The sequence below is a fragment of the Flagellimonas alginilytica genome, from assembly GCF_042134605.1.
In the GTDB taxonomy this organism is placed as follows: Bacteria; Bacteroidota; Bacteroidia; order Flavobacteriales; family Flavobacteriaceae; genus Flagellimonas; species Flagellimonas alginolytica.
In genome coordinates this window covers 462,165-478,352 of the sequence record NZ_CP169638.1, presented here as the reverse complement: position 1 = coordinate 478,352, position 16,188 = coordinate 462,165, and the positions used below count along the sequence as shown (strand labels likewise).

Annotated in this window: 20 protein-coding genes; 7 read left to right on the top strand and 13 right to left on the bottom strand. The window is 40.2% G+C overall.

The window, feature by feature from the left end; genetic code table 11:
* Nucleotides 1-5: 5 nt before the first annotated feature.
* From ABTP35_RS02095 to ABTP35_RS02085, 3 genes are all read left to right on the top strand, one after another.
* Nucleotides 6-893, top strand: a complete 888-nt coding sequence (locus ABTP35_RS02095) for a mechanosensitive ion channel family protein (protein ID WP_252079149.1) — start codon at nucleotides 6-8, stop codon at nucleotides 891-893.
* Nucleotides 894-1,001: 108 nt separating this feature from the next.
* Nucleotides 1,002-1,796 carry a DUF6268 family outer membrane beta-barrel protein gene (locus tag ABTP35_RS02090; RefSeq protein WP_293294234.1) on the top strand — a complete coding sequence of 265 codons (795 nt, stop codon included), beginning with the start codon at nucleotides 1,002-1,004 and terminating at the stop codon, nucleotides 1,794-1,796.
* Nucleotides 1,797-1,806: 10 nt separating this feature from the next.
* Nucleotides 1,807-2,970, top strand: coding sequence for a sigma-54 dependent transcriptional regulator (locus tag ABTP35_RS02085; RefSeq protein ID WP_224835220.1), 1,164 nt, complete (start codon nucleotides 1,807-1,809; stop codon nucleotides 2,968-2,970).
* A 1-nt stretch (nucleotide 2,971) separates the two neighbouring features.
* On the opposite strand, the gene ABTP35_RS02080 is transcribed toward ABTP35_RS02085, so the two are convergent.
* Nucleotides 2,972-3,682, bottom strand: coding sequence for a hypothetical protein (locus tag ABTP35_RS02080; RefSeq protein WP_293294235.1), 711 nt, complete (start codon nucleotides 3,680-3,682; stop codon nucleotides 2,972-2,974).
* 180 nt (nucleotides 3,683-3,862) lie between these two features.
* On the opposite strand from ABTP35_RS02080, the gene ABTP35_RS02075 reads away from it, so the two are divergent.
* Both ABTP35_RS02075 and ABTP35_RS02070 read left to right on the top strand, forming a co-directional pair.
* Nucleotides 3,863-4,747 (top strand): PPK2 family polyphosphate kinase, encoded by an 885-nt coding sequence (locus ABTP35_RS02075; protein ID WP_293294236.1) that lies wholly within the window; start codon nucleotides 3,863-3,865, stop codon nucleotides 4,745-4,747.
* Nucleotides 4,744-6,141, top strand: a complete 1,398-nt coding sequence (locus ABTP35_RS02070) for a M20/M25/M40 family metallo-hydrolase (protein ID WP_293294237.1) — start codon at nucleotides 4,744-4,746, stop codon at nucleotides 6,139-6,141. The genes ABTP35_RS02075 and ABTP35_RS02070 overlap by 4 nt, the downstream gene beginning before the upstream one ends.
* 62 nt (nucleotides 6,142-6,203) lie before the next feature.
* On the opposite strand, the gene ABTP35_RS02065 is transcribed toward ABTP35_RS02070, so the two are convergent.
* The 6 genes from ABTP35_RS02065 to ABTP35_RS02040 all read right to left on the bottom strand — a co-directional run bounded on the left by ABTP35_RS02065 (nucleotide 6,204) and on the right by ABTP35_RS02040 (nucleotide 9,480).
* A complete protein-coding gene (locus ABTP35_RS02065; RefSeq protein WP_293294238.1) occupies nucleotides 6,204-6,767 on the bottom strand; it encodes a PepSY domain-containing protein in 564 nt (187 codons plus the stop codon).
* A 141-nt stretch (nucleotides 6,768-6,908) separates the two neighbouring features.
* The gene (locus ABTP35_RS02060) at nucleotides 6,909-7,196 is read right to left on the bottom strand and encodes a hypothetical protein (protein ID WP_293294239.1); all 288 of its coding nucleotides are present in this window, start codon (nucleotides 7,194-7,196) and stop codon (nucleotides 6,909-6,911) included.
* A gap of 96 nt (nucleotides 7,197-7,292) precedes the next feature.
* Complete coding sequence (locus tag ABTP35_RS02055; protein WP_293294240.1) at nucleotides 7,293-7,838, bottom strand: hypothetical protein; 546 nt, start codon at nucleotides 7,836-7,838, stop codon at nucleotides 7,293-7,295.
* A gap of 78 nt (nucleotides 7,839-7,916) precedes the next feature.
* Nucleotides 7,917-8,279 carry a hypothetical protein gene (locus ABTP35_RS02050; protein ID WP_293294241.1) on the bottom strand — a complete coding sequence of 121 codons (363 nt, stop codon included), beginning with the start codon at nucleotides 8,277-8,279 and terminating at the stop codon, nucleotides 7,917-7,919.
* Nucleotides 8,280-8,474: 195 nt separating this feature from the next.
* Nucleotides 8,475-8,906, bottom strand: a complete 432-nt coding sequence (locus tag ABTP35_RS02045) for a hypothetical protein (protein ID WP_293294243.1) — start codon at nucleotides 8,904-8,906, stop codon at nucleotides 8,475-8,477.
* Nucleotides 8,907-8,970: 64 nt separating this feature from the next.
* The gene (locus ABTP35_RS02040; protein WP_293294245.1) at nucleotides 8,971-9,480 is read right to left on the bottom strand and encodes a lactoylglutathione lyase family protein; all 510 of its coding nucleotides are present in this window, start codon (nucleotides 9,478-9,480) and stop codon (nucleotides 8,971-8,973) included.
* A gap of 283 nt (nucleotides 9,481-9,763) precedes the next feature.
* On the opposite strand from ABTP35_RS02040, the gene ABTP35_RS02035 reads away from it, so the two are divergent.
* The gene (locus ABTP35_RS02035; protein WP_293294247.1) at nucleotides 9,764-10,696 is read left to right on the top strand and encodes a peptidylprolyl isomerase; all 933 of its coding nucleotides are present in this window, start codon (nucleotides 9,764-9,766) and stop codon (nucleotides 10,694-10,696) included.
* Nucleotides 10,697-11,133: 437 nt separating this feature from the next.
* On the opposite strand, the gene ABTP35_RS02030 is transcribed toward ABTP35_RS02035, so the two are convergent.
* Nucleotides 11,134-11,328, bottom strand: coding sequence for a cold-shock protein (locus tag ABTP35_RS02030; protein WP_127142008.1), 195 nt, complete (start codon nucleotides 11,326-11,328; stop codon nucleotides 11,134-11,136).
* 84 nt (nucleotides 11,329-11,412) lie between these two features.
* Nucleotides 11,413-12,051 carry a peroxiredoxin gene (locus ABTP35_RS02025; protein ID WP_224835208.1) on the bottom strand — a complete coding sequence of 213 codons (639 nt, stop codon included), beginning with the start codon at nucleotides 12,049-12,051 and terminating at the stop codon, nucleotides 11,413-11,415.
* 154 nt (nucleotides 12,052-12,205) lie between these two features.
* Here ABTP35_RS02025 and ABTP35_RS02020 point away from each other — a divergent pair, with 154 nt between their 5' ends.
* Complete coding sequence (locus tag ABTP35_RS02020) at nucleotides 12,206-12,748, top strand: YfiT family bacillithiol transferase (RefSeq protein WP_293294250.1); 543 nt, start codon at nucleotides 12,206-12,208, stop codon at nucleotides 12,746-12,748.
* Nucleotide 12,749: 1 nt separating this feature from the next.
* On the opposite strand, the gene ABTP35_RS02015 is transcribed toward ABTP35_RS02020, so the two are convergent.
* The 4 genes from ABTP35_RS02015 to ABTP35_RS02000 form a co-directional block, all read right to left on the bottom strand.
* On the bottom strand, nucleotides 12,750-13,280 hold the full coding sequence (locus tag ABTP35_RS02015) for a GNAT family N-acetyltransferase (RefSeq protein WP_293294252.1): 531 nt from the start codon (nucleotides 13,278-13,280) through the stop codon (nucleotides 12,750-12,752).
* Between the two features lie 8 nt (nucleotides 13,281-13,288).
* Nucleotides 13,289-13,849, bottom strand: a complete 561-nt coding sequence (locus ABTP35_RS02010) for a thioredoxin family protein (protein ID WP_224835205.1) — start codon at nucleotides 13,847-13,849, stop codon at nucleotides 13,289-13,291.
* A gap of 99 nt (nucleotides 13,850-13,948) precedes the next feature.
* On the bottom strand, nucleotides 13,949-14,323 hold the full coding sequence (locus ABTP35_RS02005) for a PUR family DNA/RNA-binding protein (RefSeq protein WP_224835204.1): 375 nt from the start codon (nucleotides 14,321-14,323) through the stop codon (nucleotides 13,949-13,951).
* Nucleotides 14,324-14,398: 75 nt separating this feature from the next.
* A complete protein-coding gene (locus ABTP35_RS02000; protein WP_293294255.1) occupies nucleotides 14,399-16,153 on the bottom strand; it encodes an ABC transporter ATP-binding protein in 1,755 nt (584 codons plus the stop codon).
* Nucleotides 16,154-16,188 lie beyond the last annotated feature (35 nt).

The following is a 16,188-nucleotide window of genomic DNA, read 5'->3' as shown; positions in this document are numbered from 1 at the left end:
ATCTTATGCAAGAAGGAGCAGAGGACATAAAAGAAATTATTAAGGAGGATGTTTGGGGGACCATTAAGGATTTCCTCGACTTGGGGTTCCATCTTGGTGAAGGTGAAAAATCCATTGACCTTACCATAGGTCTGCTCCTACTGTTAACGGTGACATTGATCGCCACAAAGTTTATCCTTAAATGGTTGCGCAACATCTTTACCAGGAAGATGGAACAAGAGGACAAACAAAAATTCTCCAGCGTTTTTAAATTTATCAATTATGTGATTTATCTGGTGGCCGTGCTTGTAACATTGAGCGCGGCCGGGGTGGATATCACCCTGATCATTACGGCATCGGCGGCACTTTTTGTAGGGCTTGGCCTTGCATTGCAGGAGTTGTTCAAGGATATCCTTGGCGGAATATTTATAATCGTGGACAAATCGCTCCAAGTAGGCGATGTAGTAGAGGTGGACGGTAAAGTGGGAAAGGTGTTCGAGATCAAATTAAGAACCACTAGGGCCATTACCCGCGACGACAAAGTTCTTATTCTCCCCAACCATAAGTTTATAAGCGATATTGTCTACAACTACACCCAAAACCATAAAACCACTCGCGAAAAGGTTAGTGTGGGCGTGGCCTATGGGAGCGATGTGGATTTGGTGACCAAAATATTGGAAGAAGTGGCCCATAATCAACGACAGGTACTCAAAAACCCCAAGCCCTTTGTTTTATTCGAGGATTTTGGGGATTCCGCACTAATGTTCTCCGTGTATTTCTTTACCAATGATACCTTTAGGGATCCACGGATAAAAAGTGAGATGAGATATAAGATCAATGCCAAGTTCAAGGAGAGCAACATTAGTATTCCTTTTCCTCAGCGCGATATACATATTATTCAGCCTAAACAATAAATAGACATAAAAACCATAGTTCATCATAGTACAATCTGGAAGTGGTTCGCTTTCATTGTAACACTAAGCAGTTCCAATCTTTGCGCGCAGAGCACGGATATTTTGAGGGTGGAGTATCTGAATATTCCTGAAAATGATACAGGGATAAAGACACAGCGGTACAAAGCGTTGATAAATTTGCCCATAAAACTCAACGAGAAAAAAGATTACCTGATCACAGGATTGGAATATAACCGTTTCGATATGGGATATTCCGCCGATCTGCCGTTCGATAAAAGCGAGTTGATTCGATTTCATGTTCTTGATTTGAACCTGGGGTTTATAACCAAATGGAACGAAAATTGGAACTTGGTGACCATACTTACACCTCGATTTGCCTCTAATTTTGTTAGCGGTACCATTACAGACGATTTTTTTATGAACGCGACCGCTACTTTTTGGAAGGAACGGGCCGATGCGGATAAACCTTACCGTATTGTACTTGGTTTAACCTACAACAGCACAACAGGATTGCCGGTACCATTGCCATTGGTGAATTACTATAGAAAATTTCATCCTAATTGGTCGTTTACCTTCGGGATACCTAAATCCAGTCTTAAGCATCACATCAAAAACAGGCACTCTTTGGAAATGGCATTATTATTGGATGGTTACTTCATAAATCTTCAGAACGGAATTGAACTGGAGAATGGTCAGGTGGCTTCAAAAATATCGTTGACCTCTTTACTGGGAACTTTGGTATATCAGTACAATATTTCCAAGCGGATGTCCATTTTTGCCATGTTGGGGAAAACCATTGTTCAAGAAGGAATGTTAAGAAATGATGATCAAGGCAAGGTTTATTTATTGAATGACGAGTCAAATTTTTATATTAGGACTGGTTTCAAAATTGGAATTTTTTAAAACGTAGCATATGTCTAAAATTTTGGTGATCGAAGATGAATCGGCAATTAGAAGAGTACTGGTGAAAATATTGGCAGAAGAGAGCGATGATTATAATGTAGTGGAGGCCGAGGATGGCAAAGCAGGGATCGATCTGATCAAAAAAGAAGATTTCGACCTTGTACTTTGCGATATTAAAATGCCAAAAATGGACGGTGTCGAAGTTTTGGAGGCCGCTAAAAAAATTAAACCCGAAATACCATTTATTATGATTTCCGGCCACGGTGATCTGGATACCGCCGTGAATACCATGCGATTGGGTGCCTATGATTATATTTCCAAACCACCGGACCTTAATCGATTGCTTACTACGGTTAGGAATGCCTTGGATAGAAAAGAGCTGGTGGTCGAGAACAAAGTGCTCAAGAAAAAAATATCCAAAAATTATGAAATGATCGGTGAGAGCAATGAAATTGGATCAATAAAGGAGATGATCGAAAAAGTGGCCCCGACCGATGCAAGAGTGCTTATTACGGGCTCCAATGGTACCGGAAAGGAATTGGTGGCACACTGGCTACACGAAAAAAGCCCGCGTTCTTCTTCGCCATTTGTAGAGGTCAATTGTGCGGCGATTCCGTCCGAATTGATAGAGAGTGAACTCTTTGGGCACGTGAAAGGTGCATTTACCTCTGCGGTAAAGGACAGGGCAGGAAAATTTGAAGCAGCCAACAAGGGGACCATTTTTTTGGACGAAATCGGGGATATGAGTCTTTCGGCACAGGCAAAAGTCTTGCGTGCCCTCCAAGAGAACAAGATAAGCCGTGTGGGTTCCGATAAAGATATAAAGGTGGATGTTCGCGTGCTGGCGGCTACCAATAAAGATTTAAAAAAAGAGATCGAGGACGGAAAATTCCGGGAAGATCTTTATCATCGTTTAGCGGTAATCTTGATCAAGGTACCGGCCCTTAATGATAGGCGTGATGATATACCATTGCTCATAGAGCATTTTTCCAATAAAATAGCATCCGAACAAGGAACCGGGCAAAAAACGTTCTCGAAAAAGGCGATAGACCTGCTCAAAAGTTATGACTGGACGGGCAATGTGCGGGAACTCAGAAATGTAGTGGAGCGTTTGATCATTTTAGGTGGTAAGGAGGTATCCGAAGAGGATGTGAAGTTATTTGCCAGCAAGTAATTTACTGGCAATTCTCCAATTCCGTTAGGGCCTCTTTTGTCAAAGTTTTTACGCGTTGGTGGTATTCTTTTTTATGTTGGGATAGTTTGGTATTGAGCAATATTAACCGTGATTCCTCATAAATATTCGTAATAAACCTTCGGGCATCTTCACAATCTACATCGGACACCACTTTGTTCAATGAAGACTCAAAGCCCAAAAGACATTGGTGGACCTGTTTTTTTACCGTGGAGCCTTGTGTCAACATCATGCCATCGTCAAAATCCAGGACATCCGAAGTGTTCATTACCAATACGTTGCTTCCGTACTCACTGGAGGTTTCTTTTTCGAAATCCTTTAGGACTTTAATGCCGATGATCGTAGTCTCTAAAGCTTTGTGCAATTCCAATTTTGAGTTGTTAAAATCACTGGCCTTGGTCGCCGATTTTAACATGGAAAGTGTGGTTTCAAGACTTTCAATGGCACCTTCACAACCACAATCCAAAAAATTATCCTTGGTCTTCTCGATTCCGTTCAATGCCTTGTAAGCGTGGTACCTGGCCATGTTCAGGTCTTTGGACATTGCAGCATCTTCTATTTTACTTTTGATGTATTCCAGATTGGAACTTGCATACTGGCAAGCATTGGCGGGTTTGCTAAAGGAGCTCAATAGTAAAAGAGCTATTAAACCAATAGCAAAGACTATTAGTAGAAGTAGGTTCTTCCTTTTCATAACGCTTTTAGATTTGGGACTTTGCGTCACTGATTTTTCTAAAGTTACATGTACAGCACCTAAACGGGGAATTAGATCGATTAAATAACCAACTTTGGGTACAAGAGGTCAAAATATCGATGAAATGCACTGATTGGGTTACAGTTGAAGGTATAAGCAAAAAGAATTATATTCATTCCCATGAAAAAAATCAGAACAGAAGAATATAGGATAAAGGATACTATTAAACTCTCTGAATTAGCGACCCATGAAGATTTCGACCTATCCGACAAAGAGTTAAAGGAGAAACTGGGGGAAGTCCGTAAAGACTTGGGAGAGTTCCAGGATACGTTATATGCCCACGGCAAATATGGGGTGCTGGTTTGTTTACAGGGAATAGATACAGCAGGGAAGGATAGTCTAATTCGCGAAGTATTTAAGGATTTTAATGCTCGTGGCGTTGTAGTTCACAGTTTTAAGGTGCCCTCTGCAAAAGAAAAAAAGCACGACTATATTTGGCGACATTATATTGCACTGCCCGAAAGGGGAAAGTTCTCGGTCTTTAATAGGACACACTACGAGAATGTGTTGGTCACAAAAGTGCATCCAGAATATATTTTGGGCGAAAATCTACCCAATGTTCAATCCGTGAATGATATTGACGATGAGTTTTGGGCCAAACGCTACAGGCAAATCAATGATTTTGAAAGGCACATTGCAGAGAACGGAACCATTATTTTTAAATTTTTCCTGCACTTGTCCAAAGAAGAACAGCGCCAACGTTTGTTGAGAAGATTGGAGCTTAAACGAAAAAATTGGAAATTTTCCCCTGCCGACCTTGAGGAAAGAAAGCTTTGGGACACGTACGAGGCATGCTACGAAGAAGCACTGAACAAAACAGCTAAAGTACACGCACCTTGGTATGTAATTCCTGCGGACAATAAAAAAGCGGCAAGGTTAATAGTGGCCACCATTATGTTGGAAGCGTTAAAAAAGTACAAAGATATTCGTGAACCCGAGCTTGACGATGAAATAAAAGCTAACTTGGAAATGTTTAAACAACAACTGGAAAAAGAAACCCCATGAGAACAATCTTATTTTTGACCATTTTTCTCGTCAGTACACCATTTTTTTCTCAGAACGAAGATGAAAAACAGATCAAGGCAATCTATGACAAAGCCTTGACCAACGGTAAAGCTTATGATTGGCTCAATCACTTGTCCAATCAAATAGGAGGGAGGTTGTCCGGGTCCGTGCAGGCACAACAAGCTGTAGATTACACCAAGGCGCAACTAGAACTGCTCGGATTGGACAAAGTTTGGTTGCAACCTGTAATGGTGCCAAAATGGGTTAGGGGCATACCTGAATTTGCTTATTTGGAGACCAAACCAGGCTTAACCACCAATGTACCCATTTGTGCGCTCGGTGGTTCGGTTGCCACACTGGATGGAGGTTTAAAGGCCAGCGTGGTCGAAGTACAGGGGATTGAAGACCTTGAGAAATTGGGCAAAGAAGCCATACAGGGCAAAATAGTTTTCTACAACCGCCCCATGGATCCAACTAAAATAAACACATTTTCTGCGTATGCCAGTTGTGCGGACCAACGCTATTCTGGAGCATCAGAAGCATCTAAATATGGGGCAGTGGGAGTTATTGTACGCTCCTTGAACCTTAGATTGGACGATTACCCGCACACAGGATCTATGGCTTATGGAAATATTCCGGTAAACCAGAGGATTCCAGCGGCGGCCATAAGCACCAAGGGAGCCGAGCTTTTAAGTACCACTCTAAAGCTTAATCCGGATGCAAAGTTTTATTTTAAACAAAATTGCAAGCAATTGGACGATGTTATGTCCTATAACGTGATAGGAGAAATAACGGGCAGTACCTATCCCGATGAAATTATGCTGGTTGGCGGGCATCTGGATTCCTGGGATTTGGGGGATGGCTCACATGATGATGGGGCCGGATGCGTACAAAGTATGGATGTGTTACGGCTGTTGAAGGAAACCGGTTATAAACCCAAACGAACCCTACGTGTTGTATTGTTTATGAATGAAGAGAACGGCTTGCGAGGTGGTAAGGAATATGCCAAAGTGGCCCAGAGTAAAAAGGAGAAGCATATTTTTGCACTTGAGAGTGATTCCGGAGGATTTACGCCACGGGGTTTTTCCATAGATGCCGACCCGGAAAACCTTAAACAGATCCAGGGCTGGAGAAGTTTGTTTGAACCATATTTGATTCATCTCTTTCAAGAAGGAGGCAGTGGTGCCGATATTGGCCCTTTAAAAAACGATGGAATTGTACTTGCAGGTTTACGACCCGATTCGCAGCGTTATTTTGATCATCACCACGCAGAAAACGACACTTTTGAACATGTAAATAAACGAGAGTTGGAACTTGGCGCGGCAACAATGGCAAGTTTGGTTTATCTTATAGACAAATACGGTACTGTTCCCCCCACGAAAATCAAAGGGTAATCTATTAAAATTAACAGGTAGATGCCGTCCTTATCCAAAATAGGGACGGTTTTTTTATGGAATTAAGATTTTTTTCCTTTTCTCATCCGCTTTGGGCCATACCACAACCAAAATCCGGTTATGGTAAAAACCAAGAGTGAGGTTCCCATTACAGTGGTATACCCGAGTTTAATATAGCCATCGGTGGATAGGTAATCGTCTAGTAAAGACCCATCGTGTACGGCTTCTAAAAAGTCGGATCTTCTTTGGCCGATGGAAAGAACGTTCCCGTTTGCCCCGTCCAATTGGATTTCGTAAAAAGAATCTATAAAAACAAATTTAACGGAGCCTTTTTCCTGTCTAAGATCTATTCGGTCCAAAGCCAAATCTAAATCTTTGGAGACCTTGCTATGTAGGGTGTTGCATGCAATGGTGTGCAGGCTGTCCATGGAAAGCCATTCCTTTAAATTGGTAGAGGTTCCTTCTTGTGTTTCCGGGAGAATATAACCGTTGGAATTCTTCTTCCACCCTAAAAGAAGTCCAGAGATCGAGATAATAAAGAAAAATATAAATAGTAAAGCTCCTGTGGTTCTATGTACTTTTCGAAAGATTCGTAATACTTTGGCCTGCTTCTTCCTTTTGCCCATTCCTGCCTATTAAAAACCTTAAATATCTACAAAATTTATCAAATCCCAGAGCGGTTCTGTCTCCGATTTAACCAAAACGAGTGCATTTAACAAAAATTTTAGAATGTTGTGCTCGCTATGGAAAGTATATGGCACAGGACATCAATTGCCGGCAAAGGGAGTGTTAAATAGACCTACGGCCAATTCGATCCAAACCAATAAAAACAAAATAAATATGGCTAAAAGTATAAGGGACCTTTTATTGCGAGATCGGGTTTTGCAGAGTACAAAATCAATGGTAAAACCTATGATCGAAAGTAGAATGCTGGCGCCGATAAAATCGTATAACGACCAATTTACTTCGGATGAGAACTGCATGGCCACAAAGGGTACGGCCAACAAAACTGCAATCGAAAAAAGAATAAAAATCTGTCTTTTGCTGATGGTCATGTCAAAATATATTTATTTAACTAAAATAAGCTATAAAGTGTTGGAATTAAAATGATTAAGTAAAAATAAATCTTCGCCCTTACTTCCCTTCACTTTTTAATTGGAATAATCTGAATGTTTTTTGGAAATAGGGGGTCTGCCTTTTAAATGATTGTCTATTACAAAATATTCGTATTCCGATATTCGTTTTGCTTTTTTCTCTTTTTCGATAAGCTCTCGTACATGCTTCCAATACTTTTCTGGCGCATGCCGGAATATTAATACAGTTCGAAACTTTTCATCACACCCCAAGCTTTTACTCGTGACCCAACCATGTTCTTTTACAATTTTAATGAGTTCTTTGGTGTTTTTGGCATCAATTCGTTTTTGTTTTTTGGCAAAGGATTCATTCTTTGCCGTTTTAGGTGTTAGGTGTCGGGACAACAGTTTAGAAGCCAAATGTTTTAGGTTGCCCTGTTCCAGTTCAGGTAGAAGTTCAAAAGTTTGTTTGGTGTAGCCTTTGGCGCTTATTAAAGAATCTAAAACCGATGGATATACTTCTAAAGGTTTTTCAATGGTGCCTCTATACTTTTGGTCGGAGATGGCCATTTCCTGAATTTTTTCACAAAGCGAGGGCGTGCCGTAATTGTTTTTAGAATTCAAATTTGCAGTTTGAAACAGTACAAAGCATATGATAAAAAGAAAGGCTTTCACAGAATGGAGTGTTATGGAATCATATTTTTAATACCAGGTCACATCCAGTTTTTGTAGTTCTCCATCCAAATCTTTGATGGATTCGGGAGCTATGATCAAAGTGTTTATTACAAATTCTTTCGAATCTGTTTTTAGGATATAGTCGCCCGCAAATTTTCTGATACGATCAACCTCCCCAAGCTTTATTTTTTTTCCAAAAGGTGAATTCTTTTTGATCCAACCGTCCGAGATGGTGAGGTATTTGTTTTGTCTTTGATATAAATACAAACCAAAATAGATCATGGAAAATAAGCCTAAACCGTAATCATGCCAATCAGTTCCTTCGGAAGAAAAGTAATTAGTGATAAACCACAATAACCACAACATGCCCAAAGCTAGGTTTATGTTCAAGTGTCTATTTCTGTATTTTATCTTCAATTTTGGAGGTGCTTACATTAAAAGTAGTAAAAAATCAGGTTCTTGTGTGTTGCTAACTGGAAATATAATTGTTGGGCACTCGTAAAGACCACATGTCTTGTGTTCCGGATACTGCACGTTAGCGCAACGATGTGTTTATACTTGTTTTTGAATCCATATTGGAAGCCTTTATTTTGATTTAGCTCTCGTTAACCCATAAACTATATTGATCGGAAATATGAATTGAACTAAAAGTATTAGCAAGACCAGGACCGATATGACGGCACTTAGATAGTTATTGAATTTATATTCCATAATATCGGCCCGATAAAATCCGCTCATTATCCAGACCAGTAGAATCCCTCCAAAAGTGAAGCCTACATGGATCCAAATCAAACGATTTAATTGTTTCCTTCCGGCCTCTTTCATCAATGCATACCCCAAGCCCATAATTCCAAAAAGTATGCAGGCAAGAATGGCAAGGTCCCAAAAGGAGGCAACGTAATAAGTGTCGTAAAGGCTTACATCCAAAACATCATCCCCATGCCATAACGCAATTACCAAGAATAAGGGTATGGCGAGCAAAAAATAGAGATAAGGTTTATCGATTAATTGGCGCATTTTGATTATGGCAAAAATGGTTTGTCCCGATTATTTTACCATAAATATAACGAATTACCGAATCTTATTTTTGATAAGCCCCAGAAGAATAGGTCAATTCGTAGCTATGGGTGTAGATTTCAAAGACAATCCCAAAAGGAACTTCTACATAGACCATTTTATACGGTTTTTCATTGGGATAATATTCCCTAATGGGCATTCTCTGTTTACCGCCGGCCTCGACTATTTTTTTGGTTAAATTTTCAATATCCGGATCTTGCACGCAAAAGTGAAAAAGTCCAGTATTGAATGGATTAAACTCGGGAGCTTCTTTTTTTCCGTATGAAAAGGCGAACAGTTCAACTCCAATTCCATCCGAAGTGGACATGTGGGCAATTTCAAATTCTTCCCAATCCTCTCCAAAAACATCTATGCACATTTGTCCAATGGCGGTGTCGGTCTCTTTCTTTACTGTGGATGGAGGCATTATAACATACCAGCCCATAACGTTTTCGTAAAATTCAACAGCTTTGTTAATGTCTGGAACCGTTATTCCGATATGGGAAAAGGACTTGGGATATGTATTCTCTTTCATGTTGCTATGGTTTTAAATGAAAAGTTCCACAAATTTTATGGGAAGTAGCCATGTTTACAATCAAATATTCGGTAAAATACCCTGGTATGTTGCAACAGGTTGATAATGATTTAAACAAATTGACGGCCATATACATAAGCAAACAATACAAAGTCCAAATGTCTATGTTGGGCTGGCTTGAATCTACATTCCCGTTTTTTGACCTAAAGCATAAAGCCCTATCTTTGCAGCCTTGGAAAAATCCGAGAACCACGTATTCTAATAATCTATTAATCAAGATACAATGCAAGACGGAATCTACGCAAAATTCAATACCACCAAAGGTGAAATTTTGGTAAAACTCACTCACGATAAAACACCGGGGACCGTGGGCAATTTTGTTGCACTGGCAGAAGGAAATATGGAGAACAGTGTAAAACCACAGGGCAAACCCTATTACGATGGCTTAAAGTTCCATAGGGTAATCGCCGATTTTATGATACAGGGCGGATGCCCAACAGGAACAGGGACCGGGGACCCAGGTTATAAGTTTGATGATGAGTTCCATCCCGACCTTATACATGATGGTCCCGGTGTGCTTTCAATGGCCAATGCCGGACCCGGAACCAATGGAAGCCAGTTTTTTATTACCCATGTGGCCACACCTTGGTTGGACAACAAGCACACAGTGTTTGGAAAGGTGGAGGAAGGTCAGAATATTGTAGATGCCATTGCACAAGGGGACGCTATAGAAACTTTGGAAATTGTACGAGTTGGTGAAGAGGCCAAAAAATGGAATGCCATCGAGGCTTTTCGAACGTTCGAGGGAGCCAGGGAAAAACGTATAGCCGAGCAAAAGGCTCAAGCCGAGGCAGAAATGGAAAAATTGGCTGCAGGTTTTGAAAAGACCGATAGTGGACTACGTTACCAAATTATCCAAAAGGGAACCGGTTCTAAAGCGGAAAAAGGCAAAACCGTGTCCGTACATTATGAAGGTGCATTGGCCAACGGTCAGGTTTTTGATTCATCCTACAAAAGAAATCAACCCATAGATTTTGCTCTTGGTGTAGGGCAAGTAATTCCCGGATGGGACGAGGGTATTGGACTATTGCAAGTCGGGGATAAGGCCAGATTTGTGATTCCATCCCATTTGGCCTATGGTAGTGCAGGAGCCGGAGGGGTAATTCCTCCCAATGCTACACTGATTTTTGACGTGGAGTTGATGAATGTAAAATAAAATAATCCTTCTTAGATTATATAGGTGAAGCTTCCAGAAATGGAAGCTTTTTTATTTGGCCCGGTTTACGCTCAATAGCAATAAACAAAAATTAAGGGCAAGCAGAACTAATAGTACGCTAAAAAAAGTGGTCATGGTTGTAAGTGTTTATTCCGTAACAATTCAACGCTAAAAAACCCTACCTATTGTCCGTGTTAAAAATTAAGCTACTTTTTAGAACCGTTTACACTCCAGGCCAATAGTAACGCATTTACGATCAAAAGGAAGGTGAGTACTCCAAAAAAGGTGTTCATTGCTATATAGGTTTAATGGTTGTGGGGAACAAAGCTTATTTACCCAATAGATAGCAAAAAAGAAAATGGTTGCGTAGGGATTTAAAAAAATAAAAAAGGCCCGAGCATTGCTCGGGCCTTAACTATAAAAAAGTATGCTATAACTTATTCCGCAACTTGTACATTAACGGCGTTTAATCCTTTTTTACCTTGTTGTAGTTCGAATTCTACAACATCACCTTCTCTAATTTCATCGATCAAGCCTGAAATGTGTACGAAGTGATCTGTGTTTGAACCATCTTCAGTGATAAATCCGTAACCTTTAGAATCATTGAAGAATTTTACTGTTCCTTTACTCATAATATAAATTGAAAAAAATTAATTGGCTCCAAAGGTACGTTTAATTTATTGGGTATCAGGTTTTTTTTCAAATATTAATTAAAATTAATTTGTAGGGTCCGGCGTCAATCGTAAATATGGCTTAATTTCCTCGACCCCTTTGGTAAAGATTCCCTTGGCCTCTTCCGTTGGAATTGCTGGGCTTACCACCACTTTTTCGCCATTTTTCCAGTTGGCAGGAGTGGCTACTTTGTGGTTTGCGGTCAATTGTAAAGAATCGATTACTCGCAACAGTTCGTAAAAATTACGTCCTGTGGAGGCCGGATAGGTTAGGGTAAGTTTAATTTTTTTATCGGGATCTATAATAAATACGGAGCGAACAGTAAGGGTGTCGTCGGCATTTGGGTGAATCATGTCGTACAAGTCGGATACTTTTCTTTCCACATCGGCCACTATGGGAAAGTTGACTTCGGTATTCTGGGTTTCGTTTATGTCCTTTATCCAATCCATGTGCGATGCGGCACCATCTACACTTAGGGCCATCATTTTTACGTTTCTTTTGTCGAATTCGTCCTTAAACTTGGCGGCAGTGCCTAATTCCGTGGTGCAGACAGGGGTAAAATCCGCAGGGTGTGAAAACAGGATGCCCCAGCTATCTCCTAAATATTCATAAAAATTAAGTGTTCCTTGGGAGGTAACCGCGGTAAAATCCGGAGCGGTATCCCCTAATCTTAAAGTTGCCATATATTTTAGATTTTAAAGTTTATAAAAAGTACTCTACAAAATTACTAGATTATTTGGTCAAATTATTATGTGTCAGTTAAAACTGTATTAAAATCTTAGAAAGAATCCCTTGGGATGCTAGCTTTAGCTAAACGAAGATTCTTATTTTTAAGGCATGGAAAAAGAAGCTTTGGAACAATTAAAATATCCGATTGGTAAATTCGAAGTGCCGAAAACCATTTCGAGTAGCGATTTGGAGGGATGGATAGCCGTTTTGGAAGAATTACCGGGGAAGTTGAGCGATTTGGTCTCCGCACTTTCGACCGATCAATTGGAAACCCCTTACCGCCCCGGAGGATGGACGGTTAGGCAACTGGTGCATCATATTTCCGATAGCCACCACAATAGCTATATCCGGTTTAAATGGGCCTTAACTGAGAATACGCCTGTTATAAAGCCATACAATGAAAAAGAGTGGGCGGAACTTTTTGATACCCGAACTGCTCCTGTTCAAATGTCGTTGGATCATTTAAAAGCAGTACACTCAAAACTAGTTTTTTTGATAAAGGGTTTGTCCGAAGAAAATCTACAGCGATCATTTGTTCACCCCGATGGAAACCTGCAATCCACCCTCAAGGAAAATATTGGACGATATGCATGGCATGGAACGCATCATTATACCCAAATAAAAAATTTAATTGAACGGGAGGGTTGGTAGGCTAAAGGGTTTTGGTCAAAATCCACATGTGCTTTTCCGAGGGCTTTACATTCGGAAGCACAACTTCGCTTTCTCTTTTAATGGAGTAGCCATTATATTTATAAAAATGAATAGGATTTCCCTTTTGCATGGTATCCAACCAAACCACTTTTTTATTTAATTTTACAGCCATCTCCTCAATAATAAGGAGCAATTGTTTGCCAATTCCCTTACCTGAGTGTTTTTTGAGTAGATAGATTTTTTCCGCTTTTATGGCGTCCGTATCAGGAATTTCATCGATTCCGCAGTTTATTATCAATTTTAGAATACCGACAGCTACAGTATTATGGTAGACGATGTAATTCAATGTATCGGGGTCCTGTAGTTCTTCAAAGACCACTTCTTTCGTTAACCATTTCGAAATATAAGGTGAAGGGTCGTTGTGCTGCCATAAATGACAATAATGCTCACTGTAGGATGCTATTGCAACCTCTAAATAAGTGCCAAGATTATAGCTGTCTGTTGGTTGTATGGTTAGAGCAGCGGAATCCATAACGCAATTTAGTAGGTCGACCATTTAATATTACAGCCCAAACTGGGTTTTTGATCCCGAAATACCTCCTTGTTTTCCAGAACGGCATCCATTGCATTTTTTAGGTCGGTACCGGACAAGGGTATGTTGTTTCCAGGTCTGGAATCATCTAACTGACCTCTGTAAACTAGTCTCATATCCGAATTAAAAAGATAAAAATCGGGTGTGCAGGCAGCATCATATGCCTTGGCGACCTGCTGGGTCTTGTCGTACAGATATGGAAAAGGATAGCCTTCTTCCTTGGCTTTCACCGTCATTAAATGGGGGGCATCTTGCGGATAGTTTTCCACATCGTTGCTGGAGATGGCAATAAAGTTAATGCCTTTTTGCTGATATGTTTGGGCCAGTTTGACCAGCATGGAATTTACATGGACCACAAAAGGACAGTGGTTGCATATAAACATGACCACAGTGCCTTTTTCCCCTTTCATATCTACTAAAGAAAGGGTTTGTGCCGATACGGTGTCCCACAGTTCAAAATCGGGGGCTTGTGTGCCTAGGGGAAGCATATTGCTAGGAGTGCGTGCCATGTTTCCTGGGTTTTATGTTACAAAAATTACGAGCAGTACAAAAATAAAAAACGACCTGCAGAAAAACAGGTCGTTTTACTTTTAAAGGGAATAACTTTTTTAGATGTCGTCGAAACTTACATCGGTAAAGTTGTTCTCGGAAGGGCTTCCGTTTTCGCTGAAGCTTTCTTCCTCCTTTTTAAAATCTTTCTGGTGGCGTTCGGAAATTACTTCGGTACCTTTTTCATCGATAATGTAATCCATCATCTCTTCCATTATTTCCCGAAAAGCGCTAAAATCTTCTTTATAAAGATAGATTTTGTGCTTTTTGTAATGGAAAGAACCATCATCGTGCGTAAACTTTTTACTTTCTGTGATGGTAAGGTAATAATCTCCGGCCTTGGTACTTCTTACATCAAAAAAGTAGGTTCTTCTCCCTGCTCTTAAGACTTTCGAATAAATCTCTTCCTGATCCATTGTATCTTTCTGGCCCATATGGTATAGTGTATTTGGTACTATGTTGAATTCTAGTACCAAAAATGTGAAAAAAAAGCTAATTCAGCAACTTTTTTATGATTCTTTACCAGAGAGTTGGTCAATATAGAGCTCTTTATAATACCCTTCGGTATTGTTCAGTTCCTCGTGGGTGCCCTGTTGAATAATCTTTCCTTTGTCGAGCACAATGATTTTGTCGGCGTTCTTGGCAGAAGATACCCTATGGCTAACGATCAGCGTAGTTTTGCTCTCGGAAACCCTTTTTAGGTTGTTCAAGATTTCTTCTTCGGTTTCGGTATCCACTGCGGAGAGGCAGTCATCAAAAAGATAGATCTTGGGGTCTTTTAACAATGCCCGGGCAATGGATACCCGTTGTTTTTGACCACCGCTCAATGTAATTCCACGTTCCCCTAAAATTGTATGGTACTTTTTGGCAAATCCTTCAATATTTTTGTGTACCACAGCTTTTTTTGCAACCTCCACAATGTCGTTGTGTGATGCATTTTCGTTACCAAAACGGATATTGTTCTCAATAGTATCCGAAAACAGGAATGCATCCTGTGGCACGGCACCAATGGAACTGCGAAGGCTGTCCAAATTAAGGTCTTGGACGGGAACTCCATCGATCAACACCTCACCGGAGGAAGTATCGTACAAACGTGCGACCAAATCCAATATGGTGGATTTTCCCGAGCCTGTTTTGCCTAAAATAGCAACCGTTTCTCCTGCTTTTATGGAGAAGGATACGTTTTCCAATGCAGTAATATTGGTGTCCTCGTAGGTAAAGGTTACATTTTTGAATTCGATATTGCCCACAATCGGGGTCGGGGACTTCACTTTGTTCAGAATGGAGGGTTCTTCCTTTAAAAACTCATTGATACGCTTTTGAGAGGCTTCGGCCCTTTGTACTATAGAAGTAAGCCAACCTACTATGGCAACGGGCCACGTAAGCATGTTAACGTAAAGAATAAATTCTGCGATGATCCCTATGGTTTCAATTTCGCCATTTATGTACTGTTGCCCGCCAATATAGATTACAAAAACATTGCTTATTCCGATCAATAAGATCATTAAAGGAAAAAACCAGGCATTTACCTTTGCAAGTGCCATACTGGTATCCTTGCCTTCTTGTGCCAGCTCCCTTAATTCGCTATTTATCCTTGGCTCAATACTGTAGGCCTTGATCACGGATATTCCTGAAAACGATTCTTGGGTAAACGTGGAAAGTGTAGAAAGATACTCTTGTACCTTGGTGCTCCTTTTGTGTATTATTTTACTGATCTGGTAGATCAGAACGGATAGAATGGGGAGTGGCAGTAAGGTGTATGCTGCAAGTGTGGGTGCTTTTATAAACATTAAGGGTATCAAACAGACAAATAGTGTTAGGGTTTGGATACCGTACATTATGGCAGGGCCACCATATAATCGAACCTGGTTGATATCTTCGCTTATCCGGTTCATTAAATCCCCTATCCTATTTTTTTTATAAAAATTAAGGCTGAGCAGTTGGTAATGATCAAAAACCTCATTTTTAAGATCGTATTCGATATATCGGGATACATTTATAATGGTCTGTCTCATTAAAAAAGTAAAGAGACCTGATAAAATTGCGGCTCCGACGATAACCAAAATATATTGCAACAACAATCCTTTTGCTTCCGATAAGTTGATTGCGTTTGAGGCAAAATCCTCGACAGCCTGTATGGATTTGTTCACATACGATGGCATGATGAGGGAAAAAACACGGGCAATAATGGTGATCAAAATCCCCAGTAACAATTTGAGCCAGTATTTTTTAAAGTATTTATTTAGGTGTTTAAGTTCCTTCATATTGGAGAAAGGCAATTTTAGCTTCCAAATTTGCG

Bases quoted from the DNA above. Each gene is read 5' to 3' on its own strand.
- ABTP35_RS02060 (WP_293294239.1), bottom strand. From the start codon at position 7,196: ATGACCATCAGCAAAAGACAGATTTTTATTCTTTTTTCGATTGCAGTT.
- ABTP35_RS02095 (WP_252079149.1), top strand. From the start codon at position 6: ATGCAAGAAGGAGCAGAGGACATAAAAGAAATTATTAAGGAGGATGTT.
- ABTP35_RS02075 (WP_293294236.1), top strand. From the start codon at position 3,863: ATGAAAAAAATCAGAACAGAAGAATATAGGATAAAGGATACTATTAAA.
- ABTP35_RS02005 (WP_224835204.1), bottom strand. From the start codon at position 14,323: ATGGGCCAGAAAGATACAATGGATCAGGAAGAGATTTATTCGAAAGTC.
- ABTP35_RS02000 (WP_293294255.1), bottom strand. From the start codon at position 16,153: ATGAAGGAACTTAAACACCTAAATAAATACTTTAAAAAATACTGGCTC.
- ABTP35_RS02040 (WP_293294245.1), bottom strand. From the start codon at position 9,480: ATGAAAGAGAATACATATCCCAAGTCCTTTTCCCATATCGGAATAACG.
- ABTP35_RS02045 (WP_293294243.1), bottom strand. From the start codon at position 8,906: ATGCGCCAATTAATCGATAAACCTTATCTCTATTTTTTGCTCGCCATA.
- ABTP35_RS02010 (WP_224835205.1), bottom strand. From the start codon at position 13,849: ATGGCACGCACTCCTAGCAATATGCTTCCCCTAGGCACACAAGCCCCC.
- ABTP35_RS02085 (WP_224835220.1), top strand. From the start codon at position 1,807: ATGTCTAAAATTTTGGTGATCGAAGATGAATCGGCAATTAGAAGAGTA.
- ABTP35_RS02035 (WP_293294247.1), top strand. From the start codon at position 9,764: ATGCAAGACGGAATCTACGCAAAATTCAATACCACCAAAGGTGAAATT.
- ABTP35_RS02070 (WP_293294237.1), top strand. From the start codon at position 4,744: ATGAGAACAATCTTATTTTTGACCATTTTTCTCGTCAGTACACCATTT.
- ABTP35_RS02020 (WP_293294250.1), top strand. From the start codon at position 12,206: ATGGAAAAAGAAGCTTTGGAACAATTAAAATATCCGATTGGTAAATTC.
- ABTP35_RS02030 (WP_127142008.1), bottom strand. From the start codon at position 11,328: ATGAGTAAAGGAACAGTAAAATTCTTCAATGATTCTAAAGGTTACGGA.
- ABTP35_RS02080 (WP_293294235.1), bottom strand. From the start codon at position 3,682: ATGAAAAGGAAGAACCTACTTCTACTAATAGTCTTTGCTATTGGTTTA.
- ABTP35_RS02025 (WP_224835208.1), bottom strand. From the start codon at position 12,051: ATGGCAACTTTAAGATTAGGGGATACCGCTCCGGATTTTACCGCGGTT.
- ABTP35_RS02015 (WP_293294252.1), bottom strand. From the start codon at position 13,280: ATGGATTCCGCTGCTCTAACCATACAACCAACAGACAGCTATAATCTT.
- ABTP35_RS02065 (WP_293294238.1), bottom strand. From the start codon at position 6,767: ATGGGCAAAAGGAAGAAGCAGGCCAAAGTATTACGAATCTTTCGAAAA.